Here is a 17,239-nt window from a genome sequence, read left to right as displayed (position 1 = left end):
GTTATGTTGTTGACAATCCTTTTCTAACCATATTTCCCCATTTTTTCTTCTTATTAAAGTAGTAGTCATAATTTCCTTGTATGGCGGCATATAGTATAAATGGGTGTAATGCAAATGGTTCTAAAGCACTTAATAGAACGAGTTTAATACCTGTACCCTTTTTTTTATATTGATGAAAGGTGAGCTCTTCAGAATATATTGCCATTAGAGAAAACACTACTGAGAATAAATAAGATAAGACAAGAAAGGACATGGCGTATTCCCATTTAACCTCCTGAAGAATTATTAAAATAATAAAGTATATAAGTCCAATTAATTCAATTATTGGTGCAAGTCGTTCAAAAATTAACCAATATGGGTAACTTACTAAACCAAATGAGCCATATTTTCTATTAAAACCAATTTTTCTATGCTTTTTCAAGGTTTCAATAGTTCCCCTTGTCCATCTGTTTCTTTGAGAAATAAATATTTTATAGGAATCTGGTGCTTCTGTCCAACATAATGGATCAGGGATGTAGGACACTCTATATTTTTCGTTTTTTTCTTCCATATAACGTCTCATTCTTACAATAATTTCCATGTCTTCACCTACTGTATTGGTATCATATCCGCCAACGGTTATGGCTATTTCCTTATCTAATACACCAAAGGCTCCAGATATAACCAGTAAGCCATTTAATCTGCTCCAAGCCATTCTGCCAAGCAGAAAAGCACGTAAATACTCTAAAATTTGAGATTTGACTAATAGACTTTTTGGTAAATTAATATCCATTAATTTACCACCTTTAATAGTACATGAGTTTACAATTCTTATAACACCACCTGCTGCAATAACTTTGGTTTCGGTTTCGTCAAGAAAAGGCTTTATAAGTTTTTGAAGTGCATCTTCAAGAAGTAAACAATCTACATCAATACAGGCTACATATTTACTTTTGCTTAAGTTAAGACCCATGTTTAAGGCATCTGCTTTTCCTCCATTTTTCTTATCTACAACCATTAATTTTTCAAAGGCAGGGTTTTTTGATTTAAAGATTCCTGCTCTGAGTGGTTGTGTTTTAATTTTGTCATTTATAATGTATTCTGTTTTTTCTAAATCGTAAGCTTCAATAAGGCGCTCTAAACTGTCATCTTCACTCCCGTCATTCACAATTATTACATTGTAGTTTACATAGTGATTAGACAATAAAGACCTAACGTTTTCAACAACATTTAAGCTTTCATTATAAGCTGGTGCAATTATGGTTATTGAGGGTGATATGGTTGACGACAGGATATCTTTATAATTAATAAAGCTTTTCCTTTTTGAGTATTCAATGGTTTCCTTGCCAGAGATTACAGATAGTATAATATAGGATAGAATGGCGGCAAAAGCGTATCCAAAAAATATAACGTGTAGGATTTGTAAAATTATTTTAACCGAACTAGTATCCATATAGTTAAATGTTTTCTGATTTTATCATGGCTGTACTCTTTTCTTTTTTAGAAAGCTTTGAAAGGCCCATATATTTGTCAATGTTTATTTCTTTTAAAATATTTAGAGCCAATAATTGTATTTCGAAATTTTTATGAAATAAATGTTCTTCTATAAAAGGTTCGTCATCAGGCATTACTAATTTTTCTAAAAGACCGAAGAAACTTATTTGCTCTTCTATACTAAGTGTGTTAAAGTTAGTTTTAAGAACATCTTTAGCTTCAATTCCATATAAATGTGTAAGTACATTTATAGTATTAAGCCGTATATCTTTATTTGTATGTGACAGCAACTCCATTAAAGTTTCTTTTACTTCAAATTGATTATAAATTTTAGCCAACTTAAGGGCAAATAACACAACAGAATTATTAGTAGATTTTAGCCATGGACGGATATTGCATATTTCTTGATTTTCAAATTTTTGTAATGTTTCAAGCAGTTGGATTTGTTCCCATTCGGAAAGAGGTGTTTTTAAGTGATCTAAAAAGGATAGTCCATCAAAAAGGAATAGGTTTACCATGTATAAATGAGTCTCTTTTTGAACCTCTCTTACAGGATGGTTTATAAATTTTGTTACTCTATGACTTGCTTTTTTAATTCTAAAACGTCTTAGTTCTCCAATTCCTTTGGCAATAACATGCCATTTTTTATTTTTCAATTTGGCGTAACTATATTTTATAAGTCCTGTTTTGTAGTAGAATGTTTGTATGGAGTCTGACATTTCACCTGAAACTTCATTCATCAAATCGTATAAAACAGCAAGAATTATTTTTCTTTTGGAATCTACTTTAACAGACTCTTTTAAACTCTCAATGATTGAGTTTTGAGTTTTCGTGGTTTTTCCTGAATCATCACCAGAATATAAATACTTTACTAAAAGAGATTCGTATTCTGTTTTAAACTTTATATTTATTTCACGTTTCTTTCTTAATGAATGACGGATAACTTTTAAGTACATGCTCATGAAAGCGATAGTTAGAGCCAATAAACTAATAACAATCCAGACCAATTTAATTAGGAAAGGAAGATTGTTATAAGTGCTATATATGTACTGGTAATCAATCATGGGGCAAAATTAATTTCAGTTATATGGTTTTGTTATATCTTCAATAATCGTTTTACTCTAATCATTAACTCATTTGGACTAAACGGTTTTCCCATAAAATCATTAGCCCCTAAATTAAAAGCCTTAAGCACCATTTCTTCTTGACCGGCGGCTGAAAAAACAATTATGGGGGTTTCTGAATTTAGTTTATTTCTTATATGACTAATCACTTCTAGTCCGCTCATAAAAGGCATCATGATATCGGTGATAATTAAATCTGGTGAATTGCTTTCAATTAACTCTAAAGCTTCTTTGCCATCTTTGGCCATAAATAAATCAAACCCTTCTTTTTCTAATCTAAATTTTAATAACAAAGAAAGTGTTGTATTATCTTCTGCCAAAACAATTTTTTTCTTGTTCATTTTACCTATTCTGTTAAAAATATTAGTGTTTTTGAAACTTTAAACAGTGAGAGACAGAATGGTTTTCACTACTTATGTTTTTAGTAGTGAAAAAAATTTATTGAAATGATCTTTCAAAAACGGTTGTAATATACAATAAAATCGACAAAAAGCAAATAAAAACGACAAAAGCACGATTATTATTTAATTTTGTAAGAATTAGAAGTCGTTTTAAGAGTGAAGTATCAGAATATAAAAAAGAGGTCGTCTAAAATTGTTATTTAGACGACCTCTTTTAATTTATAAATTTAATCCTTTTAATCTGTATCGATTATTTAGGATTAGACAATGAGTGTTTTTTGTCTTTTAAAACTTATAGCTTAAACCTAAAGTATAATAAGTTTGTAAATCATTATCAACATTGTCAAATGTTGGTTCAGTAGCAGGAAGTGCTAAAGGATCAAGTTGTCCTAAAGCATAATTTAAAGCTTCTTGTTTGTTGCTTCTTAAACCAAAATCAAAACCAACACCAATCATTTTCCATAGGGTATAGCCAAAACTATTGATCCAAGTAAAGTTAGATAAATCACCAGATTTGTAAGATTGGAAAGTTGAGAAATTAGATTTAAAGCTAACAGCACCAATTTGTCTAGTATAATCAGCAACAATTTTAGCACCTAATGATGATTCAAAAACGGCATCATTTTTAGCAAAAACAAAGTTGTAGTTTAATGGGTGTACAACCACTATTAAATTTTCAATTGGTGTCCAAGTCGCACCAACACCAACGTCTAAATAACCAGGGTCGTTAAAATTGTCTAGTATTGTAGTTCTGTATTCTGCTAATCCAGAAACAGCTAATGTCTTAGTTATATTTCTACCGTATAAAGACGAGATACTAAAAACGTCAGTAGTTGGGTTAAAGCTATCGTTGTCAGCATCAGTATCTTTATTGTCTAATTTCACCCAGTTTAAATTTGTGTTTAATGAGTTTCTCCAAAAGAATTTGTCTTGAATTAAATTAGCAAAGGCATTTACAGTAAACCCAATATTACCAGAGGCATTATTTGGAGATCCTTGAGAATACCAGTTGTTAAAGTTAGATAAACTTCCACCAATAGTACCAAAAGCGCCTTTTCTCCACCCCGGAAAGCCGTCAATTTTAGTTTGTAAAGCATTAGCCTCAGCTTGTGCAGCATCTGCAATAGCTTGCTTTTCAGATTTTTGAATTTGTAATTCCTCTTTTGTTTGAGCATTTATCGAAACCATTCCGATAAGTAATGCAAGTAATAATAATGTTCTTTTCATTTCTTTAATTTTAATAAAATGCGTGCAAATATATTAATTTTCAACAAAATTAATTTTCAACAAATGTTAATTAATGTATATTGAAATATAAATGTGTTTATTTAGTACAAAAATAAAACGGTTTTGCACTCTTATATTTATTTCTACATGTATGTTTGACACTTAACTAATGCTAAAGTCACTTAAAAGATTATTTCTTTTTGAAAAGTGGCACAGAAGAGCAAGCCTCTCCATACATGATTGATTTAGCTAATGGCTTTAGTTTAACAGAAAGCATGATATAAGCGTTTTGAGGAACAGGTTTGTTGGAACACCCCTTTATAATGATGGGTTTGTTTTTGAAGTCTGAGAAATCAAGGTTGTTTATAATATCTTGGTAAATAGAAGTCTCTAAATTATCAAGAGTGCCAATCACGATTTTTTTTGCATAAGGTTCTAGTTGAATACTTAAAAGCATGTATGCCCAACCAGGAATTATAGCATCTGTACTACAGGTTAAAGCAACATAATTATCTTGATATTGACTCCAATCAAACTCTGCTGCTTGAATTCTAAAGTCTTTTTCGCGAAGCACAAAACCTTCAAAAAGCCAATCTTTAATGTCAAAAAAAACGCGTTTGCCTTTCGGATAATAATCTTCAAGGTCAATAGTAACTAGTTTGCTATTCGCTACGCGATTTATGATGTCGTCTGGCATTTTATTTTTTCTTTCCAATTAATAAAAGAGAATCTCCATCTTCAAATTCTTTGTAGAAATCCAATGTTAAAATCTCAAAGCTAGCTTCATAAAACTTTCTAAGGCTGAATTTATCATGATAATTTACAAAAAGACCTTTAAAAATTTCAGAGCCTTTACCTTTCCAAAACGAATGGCAAATTATGCCATCTGGATTTAATATTTTGTGTTGGTTTTTAATAGACTCAATTAATTCGCTATCTCTTAAATGATGCATGACTTTGTTTGAATAAATTCCATCAAACTTTTGCTCTGTTTTTAAGGTAATGGCATCCAAATTAAGGAATTTTCCTGTTGGATACTTAGCGATTAAATGATTTAAAAACTCTGATGAAAAATCAGAACCAATAACACTATAAAATGTACTAAGGATTTCCCAATCTTCACCTGGGCCAGAACCTATTTCAAGTATATTTGAATTAGCTGGTAAAACCTCCTCTAGTTTTTTTATTAAATCAGATCCATCAAAACCTTTCGCAGCGTTTATATATTCTGCAACAGATTTTTTGGTATGATAATATTCGGCATTCAAATTGTAAGTTGTTAAGTTGTTTGTTGTTTAGTCAAAGCGTTCTGTAAACTGCGACTGAGACTGAAAACTAACTTAAAGCATCCCCAACTCTAACTTAGCTTCTTCACTCATTAATTCTTGTGTCCAAGGCGGGTCAAAAGTAATTTCTACTTCGGCGTCTTTTACAGCATTTAATGATTTTACTTTTTCTTCAACCTCTAATGGTAATGTTTCTGCAACTGGACAGTTAGGTGTGGTTAAAGTCATTAATATTTTAACATCAAAATCCTCGTTTACAAATACGTCATAGATTAAACCTAATTCGTAAATGTCAACTGGGATTTCTGGATCGTAAATCGTTTTAAGTACGTTTACTATTTTTTCGCCTAATTCGGCAGTATTTATTGTATCACTCATAATAAATTTTTTTTTGTCATTCCCACGAAGGTGGGAATCTGTTTATTCGTTAAGTTGTTTAGTCGAAGTTGATAAACGACTTTACAACAAACAACAAACAACAAACTAATTAAGTTGTGTTTGGTACGCTATAGCATACATTTTTAATTGCTTCACCATACTCACTAATCCATTAGCTCGTGTTGGTGATAAATGCTCTTTTAAACCTATTTTATCAATAAAATCGGTATTGGCATCAATAATGTCTTTTGGATGTTGATTTGAAAATGTCCTAATTAAAATAGCTATAATGCCTTTTGTGATAATGGCATCACTATCGGCTGTAAATTCAATATTATCATTTTTCATCTCAGCATGCACCCATACTTTACTTTGGCAACCTTTAATAATGTTGCTATCGGTTTTGTATTGGTCGTCAATTAAGGGTAAATCTTTCCCTAAATCAATCATATATTGGTAGCGTTCTTCCCAATCTTCAAACATTGAAAATTCGTCTATTATTTCGTTTTGGATGTCTTCAATACTCATAGGTTTCAATTTTAGTTTTGTCTCCTTGAGCGCAGTCGAAAGGTTTTTTAATCTAAATAAATTAATTAGGTTTCGACTGCGCTCAACCTGACAACTTCTAATTTTATGCAAAAATACGATAAGAATTTAAGACAGCATCATTTTAGCTTTCTTAACACCTTCAACCAAAGCATCAATTTCAGCTTTAGTATTATAAAATGCAAAAGAAGCTCTTACTGTTCCAGGAATTTTATAGAAATCCATAATAGGTTGCGCACAATGGTGTCCAGTTCTCACTGCTATTCCTAATTTATCTAAAATGGTGCCAACATCATAAGGATGGATTCCTTGTAAATTAAAAGAAATAACGGAGGTTTTATGCTTTGAAGTACCGTAAATTTTTAAACCTTCAATGTCCAATAATTTCTTTGTGCCATATTCCAGTAGTTCATTTTCGTAAGCTGCGATGCTCTCAAAACCAATACTATTCATATAATCTATGGCTGCTCCAAAAGCAATGCCTCCACATATATTTGGAGTACCTGCTTCAAATTTATGAGGTAAATCTGCATAGGTGGTTTTTTCAAAAGTTACTTCTGCAATCATTTCGCCACCACCTTGGTAAGGTGGTAATTTTTTTAACCATGCTTCTTTTCCGTATAGCATGCCAACACCTGTTGGTCCGCACATTTTATGCGCAGAAGTGACATAAAAATCCACATCTAAAGCTTGAACATCTGGTTTGATGTGCGGTGCAGATTGGGCGCCATCTATTAAAACTGCAGCGCCTACATCATGAGCTTTTTTGATTATATATTCTATAGGGTTTATAGTTCCTAAAGCATTAGATATATGATTTACAAAAACCAGTTTGGTGTTTTTTGATAGCAATTTATCAAATTCCGGTATGATGAGTTCTCCTTCTTCATTCATAGGAATGACTTTTAGAGTTGCTTCAGTTCGTTCACATAACATTTGCCAAGGCACAATATTACTATGGTGTTCTAAGGCTGAAACTATAATATCATCTCCTTTTTTTAATAGGGATGAAAAACCATTTGCAACGAGATTTATGCTGTGTGTAGTTCCTGATGTGAAAATGATTTCATGCGAAAACTTTGCATTGAAATGAGATTGTATTTTAAGACGCGCTTGTTCGTATAAATCGGTTGCTTCTTGACTTAAAGTATGAACGCCACGATGAATGTTGGCATTGTAATTTGAATAATAATCTACAATGACATCAATAACCTGTTGTGGTGTTTGTGAGGTTGCAGCATTATCAAAATATACTAAAGGTTTGCCATTAACTTTGCGAGAAAGAATGGGGAAGTCTTTTCTTATGTATTCTACGTTGAACATAGCGTTTATGTCTAGCCCCGATTGAGGCATTTGTTGGAGCTCCTCGCAGAGAGCGACTGCCGAAAGCGGGATTAGCTTCAAAATAATAATATTTTAAATTAGCATCATGAGATTCCCTCCTTTGAGGGAATGACAAAATTTTCTATAGATCAAACCCAATATTTACACCCAATTTGTTGGCGATAATCTTGGTGATACGTTGTTTTAATTCTGGGATTTTAACCGAACTTAACACGTTATTACTAAAGGCGTACATTAAAAGTGCCTTGGCTTCTTTTTCTGGAATACCACGTGAACGCATGTAAAACATAGCGCTTTCATCTAACTGGCCAATAGTACAACCGTGTGAACATTTTACATCGTCGGCAAAAATTTCTAATTGTGGTTTGGTGTTTATAGACGCTTGATCACTTAGTAAAATGTTGTTATTGGCTTGAAATGCATTGGTTTTTTGCGCTTCTTTATTAACAACTACTTTACCGTTGAAAACGCCTGTAGATCTATCGGTAAAAATACCTTTATAGTCTTGATGGCTTTCGCAATTTGGTTCTTTGTGATGTACCAAGGTGTTGTGGTCTACATGTTGTTTGTTGCCAATAATAGTGATACCTTTTAGGGTAGAATCTATGCGTTCTCCTTCTTGATAGAAATTTAAATTATTTCGTATTAATTTACCACCAAAAGCGAAAGTATGCACTGAAGCTAAGCTTTCTCTTTTTTGTTTGATAAACGTATTATCTATTAAAAAGGCGTTTTCGTTATCATTTTGAATCTTATAATAATCGACAATAGCACGTTTGTTAGCGAAAATTTCGGTAACACTATTTGTTAATACAGGATTACTTGTTAAACTTTGATGACGCTCTACGATTTGCACATGCGAATTCTCATCAACAACAACTAAGTTACGTGGTTGTAACATGGTAGCAGATTCATTTCCTGTTGAAAAGTGCAAAATTTGAATTGGTTTTTGAACAATTTTATTTTTAGGTATATGAATATAAGCACCTTCACTTGAAAACGCTGTATTTAATGATGATAAACTATCTTTTACCGCAGCTTTATTGAAATAATTTTCAATAATCAATTGGTATTTTGGCTTGTTTAGAGCTGATGACATCAAACATACATCTATCCCGTCATGTGTAGTTTGAGATAAATGCGATGAATATTTTCCATCTATAAAGATGATTTTATAGGTGTCAATATCGTGGATGAAATACTTTTTGATATCCTTATAATCTAAAGCATTCTCTTGTTTTGGAAAAACGCTATAATCTTCTTTTAAAATACTATTTAATGACGTGTATTTCCAATCTTCCTCTTTTTTTGAAGGAAAGCCTTTTTCTTCAAATACTTTTATAGCATCCGTTCTAACATCGTGAATATATCCATCTATATCGACATGATTTTCAAATGCTAAAAATGATGATACTAATTTTTCTTTTAAATCCATTTTTTCAGTCTTCAGTGGACAGTATTCAGTATGCAGTTAAAACGCTACTAAATCTGTATAATATTTATAACTGTTTCATATTTAATAGAAAGTAAGAGTAATCAGAAATTGAGTAAGCAACTGCCAACTGAAGACTGAATACTGCCAACTAACTACGCGTTCACTTCTTCTTTAATCCAGTCGTATCCTTTTTCTTCAAGCTCGTGAGCTAATGCTGCAGTACCTGATTTTACAATTCTTCCATTATAAAGTACGTGAACAAAATCTGGAACGATATATTCTAATAAGCGCTGGTAATGTGTAATTACAATAACAGCATTGTCTTTGCTTTTTAATTTATTTACGCCATTTGCTACAATACGAAGTGCATCGATATCTAAACCAGAATCAGTTTCATCTAGTATGGCTAATTTTGGTTCTAACATGGCCATTTGAAAAATCTCATTACGTTTCTTTTCCCCACCCGAAAACCCTTCGTTTAAAGAACGTGATAAAAACTTTCTATCAATTTCTAATAACTCCGATTTCTCACGAATCAATTTTAGCATCTCTTTAGCAGGCATATCTGCTAAACCTTTTGCCTTACGAGTTTCGTTTATGGCAGTTTTCATGAAGTTTGTTACAGAAACGCCAGGAATTTCTATAGGATATTGAAACGATAAAAATACACCCTTGTGAGCGCGTTCTTCGGCAGCCAATTCTTCAATATCTTCATCTTCAAAAAGGATGTTGCCTTCGGTTACTTCATACTCTTCTTTTCCTGCAATTACGGAAGCTAATGTGCTTTTTCCAGACCCATTAGGTCCCATAATAGCATGAACTTCTCCTGCTTTAACCTCTAAGTTAACACCTCTTAAAATGGCTTTATCTTCAACACTTGCGTGTAAATTGTTTATTTTTAACATACTTTATTTTTAAAATTCCAAATATCAAATACAAAATCTCAAATGGTTACTTCTGTTTGTTTTTTGGAATTTAGAATTTGTAATTTGTGATTTAATTCTGATTAGTTTCCTAGTTTTATAACTTTATTTTCTTCTTTTGAATTAGGTTTTACATTTAATATTTCAATAACTTCAACCTTGTTCTCCCAAAGAATTTTTTCGTCTTTTTGATTTGTGATTTTTCCTCGTATTTCAACCTGAACCATGTCTGTTGGTTCAGATTTATGTTTTTCAGCTTGTTTTTGAAGGGCTTCTAATTTATCGGTAATTAAAACACCATAAATTTCAGAATTTGTTTGAAGCACAGCAGCACCATCGTAGTAAACAAACTCGCCTTTTAATAGTGTAAGTCCATCACTCTGTTTTACAGTTCTTGCTTCACTATCATTGATGATAGTTTCTTCTGAGTTTTGAGATTTTACATCTTTTTTACAACTTACTAATGCTATGAAAATTAATGTGATAAAAAGTAACTTTTTCATTTTTTAACTCTTGATTTTTATTTGATAAGAATCCTGCCTTTACTTCGAATGCGAGTATCTTTCTAATTAAACTTCAAATTAAAGATTCCCATTTTCATGGGAATGGGCTTTTAGCCCACACTTCCTTCTAAACTTATTTCTAATAATTTTTGCGCTTCCACAGCAAACTCCATCGGAAGTTTATTTAAAACTTCTTTACTAAAACCATTTACTATTAATGCAATAGCTTTTTCGGTATCAATACCACGTTGATTACAATAAAAAATTTGGTCTTCACCAATTTTACTGGTCGTTGCTTCGTGTTCTATTATTGCTGTTTTGTTTTTAGCTTCTATGTATGGGAATGTATGTGCGCCACATTCGTTACCCATCAATAAACTATCACATTGTGAAAAGTTACGTGCATTTTTCGCTCTTGAATTTATTTGAACCAAACCACGGTAACTGTTTTGAGATTTTCCTGCTGAAATTCCTTTTGAAATGATAGTAGACTTCGTGTTTTTTCCTAAGTGAATCATTTTAGTTCCTGTATCGGCTTGTTGATAGTTGTTTGTTACTGCTATTGAGTAAAACTCACCTACTGAATTATCGCCTTTTAAAATACAAGAAGGATATTTCCAAGTTACTGCAGAACCAGTTTCAACCTGTGTCCAAGAAATTTTTGCATTCTTTTCGCAGAGTCCACGTTTTGTTACAAAGTTGAAAACACCACCTTTACCTTCAGCATTTCCTGGATACCAGTTTTGTACTGTTGAATATTTTATTTCAGCATCATCTAAGGCAATGAGCTCTACAACGGCTGCGTGTAATTGATTTTCATCTCTACTTGGTGCGGTACAGCCCTCAAGATAACTTACATAACTACCTTCATCAGCAATGACTAAAGTTCTTTCAAATTGTCCTGTTCCTGCTTGATTAATTCTAAAGTACGTTGATAATTCCATTGGGCAACGTACCCCTTTTGGAATATAACAGAAAGAGCCATCACTAAAAACAGCCGAATTTAATGCAGCATAAAAGTTATCTTTTTGTGGAACAATGGTTCCTAAATATTTTTTAACAAGTTCTGGATGCTCTTTTATAGCGTCAGAAATACTCATAAAGATAATGCCTTTTTCACCTAGTGTTTTCTTGAATGTGGTTGCTACTGAAACTGAATCTATTACAACATCCATAGCAACATTAGCTAACTTTTTTTGCTCATCAATTGAGATACCAAGTTTAGCAAATGTTGCTAAAAGCTCAGGATCTACTTCATCTAAACTATCGTATTTAGGCTTGCTATTTGGTGCAGAGTAATAAGAAATACCTTGAAAATCTGGTTTTTTGTAATGCACATTTGCCCATTCTGGTTCAATCATTTCTTTCCAAGCCCTAAAAGCCTCCAATCTCCAGTCGGTCATCCATTGTGGCTCTTCTTTCTTTTTAGAAATGGCACGCACAATATCTTCATTTAAACCATTGGGAAACGTATCGGATTCTATATCAGTATAAAAACCGTATTCGTATTCTTTAGTTTTTAGCTCTTCGCGTAAATCATCCTCGGTATATTTATTCATGTTCCGAATTTAATATTTAAAATTCAAAGTTGGGCTAATCTGTTTTGTATTTGCTTCCCTTTAAATCACTCTTTTTTAGGTAGTTCATAAAACCACCAATCATCTTACTCAAGGTTATAGTTTCTTCTTTTAATTCATGAAACTCTTCAGTAGTTATATAATTTCTATCGAAAACCCGATAGAGTTGAGATCGTGTTTCTCCACAAGATGCTTTTGCAATTGATAAAAATTGAACAAATTCTTTATTTCCATTTCTCTCAAAACCTTCCGCAATATTATCCATTACAGAACCAGAAGAACCATCAATTTGACTGTAGAGTTTATGATCTTTCCTTAAATCTGTTCTATTGGCAATTTTATTTATAGTGTCACAAAGGATTCTCGCTAATTTCCAAATTTCTAAATCTTCAAATTGTTTAACGCTAGCCATGATTTTGAATTTAAAACTTTAAATTTTGAACTTTTATAGTGAAAATGATTCGCCACAACCACAAGTGCGGTTAGCGTTGGGATTATTAAAAACGAAACCTGTTCCGTTTAATCCACCTGAATATTCTAATGTGGTTCCTATGAGGTATAAAAAGCTTTTTTTGTCAACTATAATTTTTACACCATTGTCTTCAAAAACCTTATCACCGTCTTGTTGTTCTTTATCAAAATTTAAGTCATAAGATAATCCAGAACAACCGCCACTTTTAACACCTACACGAACATAGTCTGTAGTTGCATTGTAGCCATCATCAGTCATAAGCTCAACCACTTTCTTTTTAGCTGTTTCAGAGACTTTTATCATATTATTTTTTTTATGAGTCTGTTTAAGACTTTGCCAATTATTTTTTTACGCCTCTTTTTGCGCATTATTTCGTTAAAATTTTGAACCGTAACTAGGCTATGTTTAAAAATTTTGCCTCATACTGCTTCAAAAATAGACTGTAAAAATTCTAATCACAAATTCTTAAACAGACTCTAAATTTAGTTTTGAATTAATAATTTTATTAAGACAGTTTCTAAATAGAGGACAAATATACAATATAAGTCAATGAATATAGAATAACCTAACATTATATTAATATATGGTTTGATAGGTTTTTCTTATCAATTTATGAAGTACTCAATTAAAGGTTGTTACCTTTTGTTGGTTGATTTTTATTGAGGACTACTTTTGAAGATTAAGCAATTCTTTTTTTGTAGAGCATTGACGAGAATTTGTCATTTTCTCTTTGAGAAACGGAAGTTATAGCGCCGTCAGATTCAAATTTAAAATAACTCTTGCAACATTTACAAATAAGTTCTGGAGTATTAGCATTTGCTTTACTCAAGCGAAAATAATTATGCCCATAAGTTGAGCAAAACATGTTAGATGTTATTCTTCTATTCATGAAAGAATCCGTTGATTGGGGTTAATTTAATAAAAATAATAATATTTAATAGATGAATACCGTATATTTTCGATGAAATACATCATTTAGTGTAGTATTAATCGTTTTAATAATTATTGTTTATAAAATCATAGTCTGAAAGAGATCGTAAAAAGGGTATTAGAATAGCGTTGTCTGTTAAACCAAAAATTCCGTGTGCTACTTTTTGCATGAAAGGATCAATCAACAATTCTTTTGCTACTAGTCTTAAAATTATGGGCATGCCAAGATTCAAATTCTAGAAGTTCTTTTATCTCTTCAGCTTTGAAAAGCCCCTGATTTTGAAAGGTTTTACTTCAGGAAATAAATTTGAATCCTCACCAATAACTCCTTAAATATCAATACCTTCAAATTCATAAAGATATCCTGCCCAAAATTTTGATTATGAACCTCATTTATATTTCATAAACAATAAAGCCATTATTATTTTGATTGGGCAGGAATAATTACATATTACCTCGTTTTTCGTCTTTGAATTACCAATTGATAAACACACGGAATCACAACCAAATTTAAAATAGTTGCCGATAACAAACCACCCAAAATAACAACTGCCATGGGGCTTTGAATTTCGCTTCCCGGTTCACCGCCTTTTAAGGCTAATGGGATTAATGCTAAACCAGTTGTAAAGGCTGTCATTAAGATTGGATTTAAACGGTCTAAAGCTCCTGTTTTTATCAATTGAAACCCTTGCATTCCTTCTTTACGTAAATCTTCGTAACGTGACACCAATAAAATACCGTTACGTGTAGCAATACCAAAGAGACTAATAAACCCAATGGTTGCTGCAATACTGATGATTCCTGACGTGAAATACACAATCAAAATACCGCCAATTAAAGCTAAAGGCAGATTTATTAATACTACAAAAGCCAGTTTTACATCTTTAAATTCATAATACAGTAACAGAAAAATAATGGCTATTGCAATAATTGCTGTTATCATAAGCAATTGTGATGCTTTGGATTCGCTTTCAAACTGTCCGCCATATTGTACACGGTAGCCTTCTGGCATATTTACTTTGTTTGCAACCGCTTCCTTTATTTCGTTTACAGCACCACGTAAATCCCTTCCTTGAACATTGGCAGCGACCACAATTTTACGTTGTACATCTTCACGATTGATAGTGTTTGGACTACTTACAGATTGAACTGTTGCCAATTCACCTAATATGGTTTGTCCACCATTTGGTAAACTTATTAAGGTATTGTTGATGTTTTCAATATCATCTCTAAATGTTTTTTCGTAGCGCACTATCAAATCAAAATACTGCTGTCCTTCATAAATTTCGCCTGCTTCTTTTCCTGCAAATGCAATATCTACTTGTTCCATTAAATTGCCAACGGTCATTCCATAAGCCGAAAGAATTTGACGTTTGGGTTTGATACGTATTTGTGGCACTTCAATTTGTTGATCTACAGCAACATCTGCCAAACCATCAATATCTTTGATGTTTTGCTCTACGCTTTTACCAACTTCAAATAAGCGTTGCAAATCTGAACCAAAAATTTTAATAGCAATATTGGCACGCGTTCCAGAAAGCATATGGTCAATTCGGTGTGCAATAGGTTGCCCCAAAGTAATATTTACGCCTGGTGCATTACTCAATTTGTTTCTGACTTCTTCAAAAAATTCTTCTTTTGTTTTGTCTTTCAAAATAAAGGGCACATCTATTTCTGATGCATTTACGCCTTGTGCGTGTTCGTCTAATTCAGCTCTACCTTGTCTTCGGGTAACAACTTCCACTTCAGGTAAATCCAATAAAATAGTTTCTATCAATTTACCTGTTTTGTTGCTCTCTTCTAAAGACATTCCTGGCGGACCAACCACACTAATTACCAAAGACCCTTCATTAAATTCAGGCAAAAAGCTTCTTCCTAATTGGGTTAGCACCAAAAGACTTATGATAAAGGCAATTACTGTAGTTCCAATAATGGTTTTTGGAATATTTGTGGCACGTTCCAAAAGATTACCATAGTGTTTCTGCAACCAACGCTCCACACGTGTACCTTCTGCTTGCTTATTTAAAAGCTTTTCGTTATCCAGCAAATAAGAACACAAAATTGGTGTTACGGTTACCGCAACTATCAATGAAGTTAATACCGACGTTACAAAAGCAATACCTAACGGTTGCAACAATCGCCCTTCCATTCCGCTTAAAAAGAATAGTGGAATAAATGATACAATAATAATTAGTGTTGCGATAATGATGGAACTTCGTATTTCAACTGATGCATCACGAACAACAGTAATTGTTGATTGTCGTTCTGCTTTCGGCTTTTTGATGTTCTCTCGTAAGCGCTTATACACATTCTCCACATCAATAATGGCATCATCAACCAATGCACCAATAGCAATTGCCATTCCTCCTAAACTCATTGTGTTAATGGTATAACCCAACCATTTTAAAATGATAATGGATACCAATAATGAAATAGGAATTGCCAATAATGAAATAACAGTAGTTCTCCAATTCATTAAAAAGATGAAAAGGATAATCATTACAAAAAATGCACCTTCCAATAAGGTTTGATTTAAGTTGCTGATGGATGCTTCTATAAAATCAGATTGTCGAAAAATGTGATTTTTGATGCTGACACTTTTTGGTAAAGTTGTCTCTAAATCAGCGATAGCTTCATCCAATCGGTCTGTTAGTTCCAGAGTGTTTACATCTGGTTGTTTAGAGATGGTCAGAATCACAGCGGGTTTTGCGTTTAATGAACCATCTCCAATTTTATCGGCAGCTCCAATTTGAACCGTGGCCACATCTTTTATTTTGATGGTCTGACCATTCACTTGTTTTAAAACCGCTTCCTGCAAATCTTCCAACACATAAGCTCTACCACTTCCTTTAATAATGTATTGATTACCATATTGATTGATAACGCCTCCTGGTGCGTTTTTGTTAGCCTCCTTAACGTATTCTACCAATTCTGAAAGACTTACGTTATAATGCTTCATCTTTTCAGGATTGGCAAATACTTGGTATTGTTTATAATCGCCACCAATGACCACCACATTGGCAATACCACCAATCGCTTTTATGCGAGGTCTGATTGTCCAATCTGATAAGGTTCGTAATTCCATTGCCGATAAACTATCTGATGTCACACCCAAGAGCATTATTTCACCCATAATAGATGAAATAGGCGCCATCGTTGGTGCTCCAATACCTTCAGGTAAGTTTTCACGTACCATCGGGATGCGCTCATTTACAATTTGGCGCGCCCGATAAATATCGGTTCCCCATTCAAATTCTACCCAAACAATGGAAATACCTGCTGCCGATGACGAACGGATTCGTCTCACATTTGGCGAACCGTTTAAGGCCGTTTCCAATTGATAGGTTACTAATTTCTCTACTTCTACAGACTCCATTCCGTGCGCTTCAGTAAGAATGGTTACCGTTGGCGCTGTAAGGTCTGGGAATACATCGACGTTCATTGTACGTGAATAATACACGCCCAATACGCTCAATGCAACCGCTCCCAATAGAATGAGCAATCTATTTTGAAGTGAAATTGATAATATTTTGTTTAACATTTCTCTTCGTTTTTTTAATGTTCATGACCGTGTGCAGGTGTTGAACCAGACATTGAAGCCATTTTAACTTGATATGCTC

Annotated in this window: 16 protein-coding genes; all 16 read right to left on the bottom strand. The window is 32.8% G+C overall.

The genetic code is table 11. The features are described 5' to 3' along the window. Position 1 precedes the first annotated feature (1 nt). The 16 genes from AAC024_RS07090 to AAC024_RS07015 all read right to left on the bottom strand — a co-directional run bounded on the left by AAC024_RS07090 (position 2) and on the right by AAC024_RS07015 (position 17,160). Positions 2–1,432, bottom strand: coding sequence for a glycosyltransferase (locus tag AAC024_RS07090; RefSeq protein ID WP_339894589.1), 1,431 nt, complete (start codon positions 1,430–1,432; stop codon positions 2–4). A 4-nt stretch (positions 1,433–1,436) separates the two neighbouring features. Continuing rightward, positions 1,437–2,435: a hypothetical protein gene (locus AAC024_RS07085; protein WP_339894588.1), complete on the bottom strand. Its 999-nt coding sequence runs from the start codon at positions 2,433–2,435 to the stop codon at positions 1,437–1,439. A 134-nt stretch (positions 2,436–2,569) separates the two neighbouring features. Further along, a complete protein-coding gene (locus AAC024_RS07080; protein WP_339894587.1) occupies positions 2,570–2,938 on the bottom strand; it encodes a response regulator transcription factor in 369 nt (122 codons plus the stop codon). A 345-nt stretch (positions 2,939–3,283) separates the two neighbouring features. Continuing rightward, positions 3,284–4,225, bottom strand: a complete 942-nt coding sequence (locus tag AAC024_RS07075) for a DUF3078 domain-containing protein (protein ID WP_339894586.1) — start codon at positions 4,223–4,225, stop codon at positions 3,284–3,286. 190 nt (positions 4,226–4,415) lie between these two features. Beyond that, complete coding sequence (locus AAC024_RS07070; RefSeq protein ID WP_339894585.1) at positions 4,416–4,922, bottom strand: DUF2480 family protein; 507 nt, start codon at positions 4,920–4,922, stop codon at positions 4,416–4,418. 1 nt (position 4,923) lies between these two features. Then, positions 4,924–5,493 carry a class I SAM-dependent methyltransferase gene (locus AAC024_RS07065; RefSeq protein WP_339894584.1) on the bottom strand — a complete coding sequence of 190 codons (570 nt, stop codon included), beginning with the start codon at positions 5,491–5,493 and terminating at the stop codon, positions 4,924–4,926. Positions 5,494–5,565: 72 nt separating this feature from the next. Beyond that, on the bottom strand, positions 5,566–5,889 hold the full coding sequence (locus tag AAC024_RS07060) for an SUF system Fe-S cluster assembly protein (protein WP_339894583.1): 324 nt from the start codon (positions 5,887–5,889) through the stop codon (positions 5,566–5,568). A 105-nt stretch (positions 5,890–5,994) separates the two neighbouring features. After that, the gene (locus tag AAC024_RS07055) at positions 5,995–6,417 is read right to left on the bottom strand and encodes a SufE family protein (RefSeq protein WP_339894582.1); all 423 of its coding nucleotides are present in this window, start codon (positions 6,415–6,417) and stop codon (positions 5,995–5,997) included. Positions 6,418–6,543: 126 nt separating this feature from the next. Then, a complete protein-coding gene (locus AAC024_RS07050; RefSeq protein WP_339894581.1) occupies positions 6,544–7,758 on the bottom strand; it encodes a cysteine desulfurase in 1,215 nt (404 codons plus the stop codon). A 142-nt stretch (positions 7,759–7,900) separates the two neighbouring features. Next, a complete protein-coding gene (gene sufD / locus AAC024_RS07045; RefSeq protein ID WP_339894580.1) occupies positions 7,901–9,214 on the bottom strand; it encodes a Fe-S cluster assembly protein SufD in 1,314 nt (437 codons plus the stop codon). A gap of 152 nt (positions 9,215–9,366) precedes the next feature. Then, entirely contained in the window at positions 9,367–10,119 is a 753-nt protein-coding gene (sufC, locus tag AAC024_RS07040; RefSeq protein WP_339894579.1) for a Fe-S cluster assembly ATPase SufC, read from the bottom strand. A 101-nt stretch (positions 10,120–10,220) separates the two neighbouring features. After that, the gene (locus AAC024_RS07035; RefSeq protein WP_339894578.1) at positions 10,221–10,640 is read right to left on the bottom strand and encodes a hypothetical protein; all 420 of its coding nucleotides are present in this window, start codon (positions 10,638–10,640) and stop codon (positions 10,221–10,223) included. A 110-nt stretch (positions 10,641–10,750) separates the two neighbouring features. After that, entirely contained in the window at positions 10,751–12,199 is a 1,449-nt protein-coding gene (sufB, locus tag AAC024_RS07030; RefSeq protein WP_339894577.1) for a Fe-S cluster assembly protein SufB, read from the bottom strand. Positions 12,200–12,233: 34 nt separating this feature from the next. Next, a complete protein-coding gene (locus AAC024_RS07025; RefSeq protein ID WP_339894576.1) occupies positions 12,234–12,629 on the bottom strand; it encodes a four helix bundle protein in 396 nt (131 codons plus the stop codon). Between the two features lie 33 nt (positions 12,630–12,662). Next, positions 12,663–12,992 carry an iron-sulfur cluster assembly accessory protein gene (locus AAC024_RS07020; protein WP_339894575.1) on the bottom strand — a complete coding sequence of 110 codons (330 nt, stop codon included), beginning with the start codon at positions 12,990–12,992 and terminating at the stop codon, positions 12,663–12,665. Positions 12,993–14,070: 1,078 nt separating this feature from the next. Then, positions 14,071–17,160: an efflux RND transporter permease subunit gene (locus AAC024_RS07015; RefSeq protein WP_339894574.1), complete on the bottom strand. Its 3,090-nt coding sequence runs from the start codon at positions 17,158–17,160 to the stop codon at positions 14,071–14,073. Positions 17,161–17,239: the final 79 nt, after the last annotated feature.

The sequence above is a fragment of the uncultured Algibacter sp. genome (assembly GCF_963976535.1).
Classification (GTDB): domain Bacteria; phylum Bacteroidota; class Bacteroidia; order Flavobacteriales; family Flavobacteriaceae; genus Algibacter_B.
Note: the sequence above shows the minus strand (reverse complement) of the source record. Positions and strands in the feature narration are given on the sequence as shown.

Bases quoted from the DNA above. Each gene is read 5' to 3' on its own strand.
- AAC024_RS07060 (WP_339894583.1), bottom strand. From the start codon at position 5,889: ATGAGTGATACAATAAATACTGCCGAATTAGGCGAAAAAATAGTAAAC.
- AAC024_RS07090 (WP_339894589.1), bottom strand. From the start codon at position 1,432: ATGGATACTAGTTCGGTTAAAATAATTTTACAAATCCTACACGTTATA.
- AAC024_RS07020 (WP_339894575.1), bottom strand. From the start codon at position 12,992: ATGATAAAAGTCTCTGAAACAGCTAAAAAGAAAGTGGTTGAGCTTATG.
- sufC (WP_339894579.1), bottom strand. From the start codon at position 10,119: ATGTTAAAAATAAACAATTTACACGCAAGTGTTGAAGATAAAGCCATT.
- AAC024_RS07050 (WP_339894581.1), bottom strand. From the start codon at position 7,758: ATGTTCAACGTAGAATACATAAGAAAAGACTTCCCCATTCTTTCTCGC.
- AAC024_RS07055 (WP_339894582.1), bottom strand. From the start codon at position 6,417: ATGAGTATTGAAGACATCCAAAACGAAATAATAGACGAATTTTCAATG.
- sufD (WP_339894580.1), bottom strand. From the start codon at position 9,214: ATGGATTTAAAAGAAAAATTAGTATCATCATTTTTAGCATTTGAAAAT.
- AAC024_RS07080 (WP_339894587.1), bottom strand. From the start codon at position 2,938: ATGAACAAGAAAAAAATTGTTTTGGCAGAAGATAATACAACACTTTCT.
- sufB (WP_339894577.1), bottom strand. From the start codon at position 12,199: ATGAATAAATATACCGAGGATGATTTACGCGAAGAGCTAAAAACTAAA.
- AAC024_RS07015 (WP_339894574.1), bottom strand. From the start codon at position 17,160: ATGTTAAACAAAATATTATCAATTTCACTTCAAAATAGATTGCTCATT.
- AAC024_RS07075 (WP_339894586.1), bottom strand. From the start codon at position 4,225: ATGAAAAGAACATTATTATTACTTGCATTACTTATCGGAATGGTTTCG.
- AAC024_RS07035 (WP_339894578.1), bottom strand. From the start codon at position 10,640: ATGAAAAAGTTACTTTTTATCACATTAATTTTCATAGCATTAGTAAGT.
- AAC024_RS07085 (WP_339894588.1), bottom strand. From the start codon at position 2,435: ATGAGCATGTACTTAAAAGTTATCCGTCATTCATTAAGAAAGAAACGT.
- AAC024_RS07070 (WP_339894585.1), bottom strand. From the start codon at position 4,922: ATGCCAGACGACATCATAAATCGCGTAGCGAATAGCAAACTAGTTACT.
- AAC024_RS07025 (WP_339894576.1), bottom strand. From the start codon at position 12,629: ATGGCTAGCGTTAAACAATTTGAAGATTTAGAAATTTGGAAATTAGCG.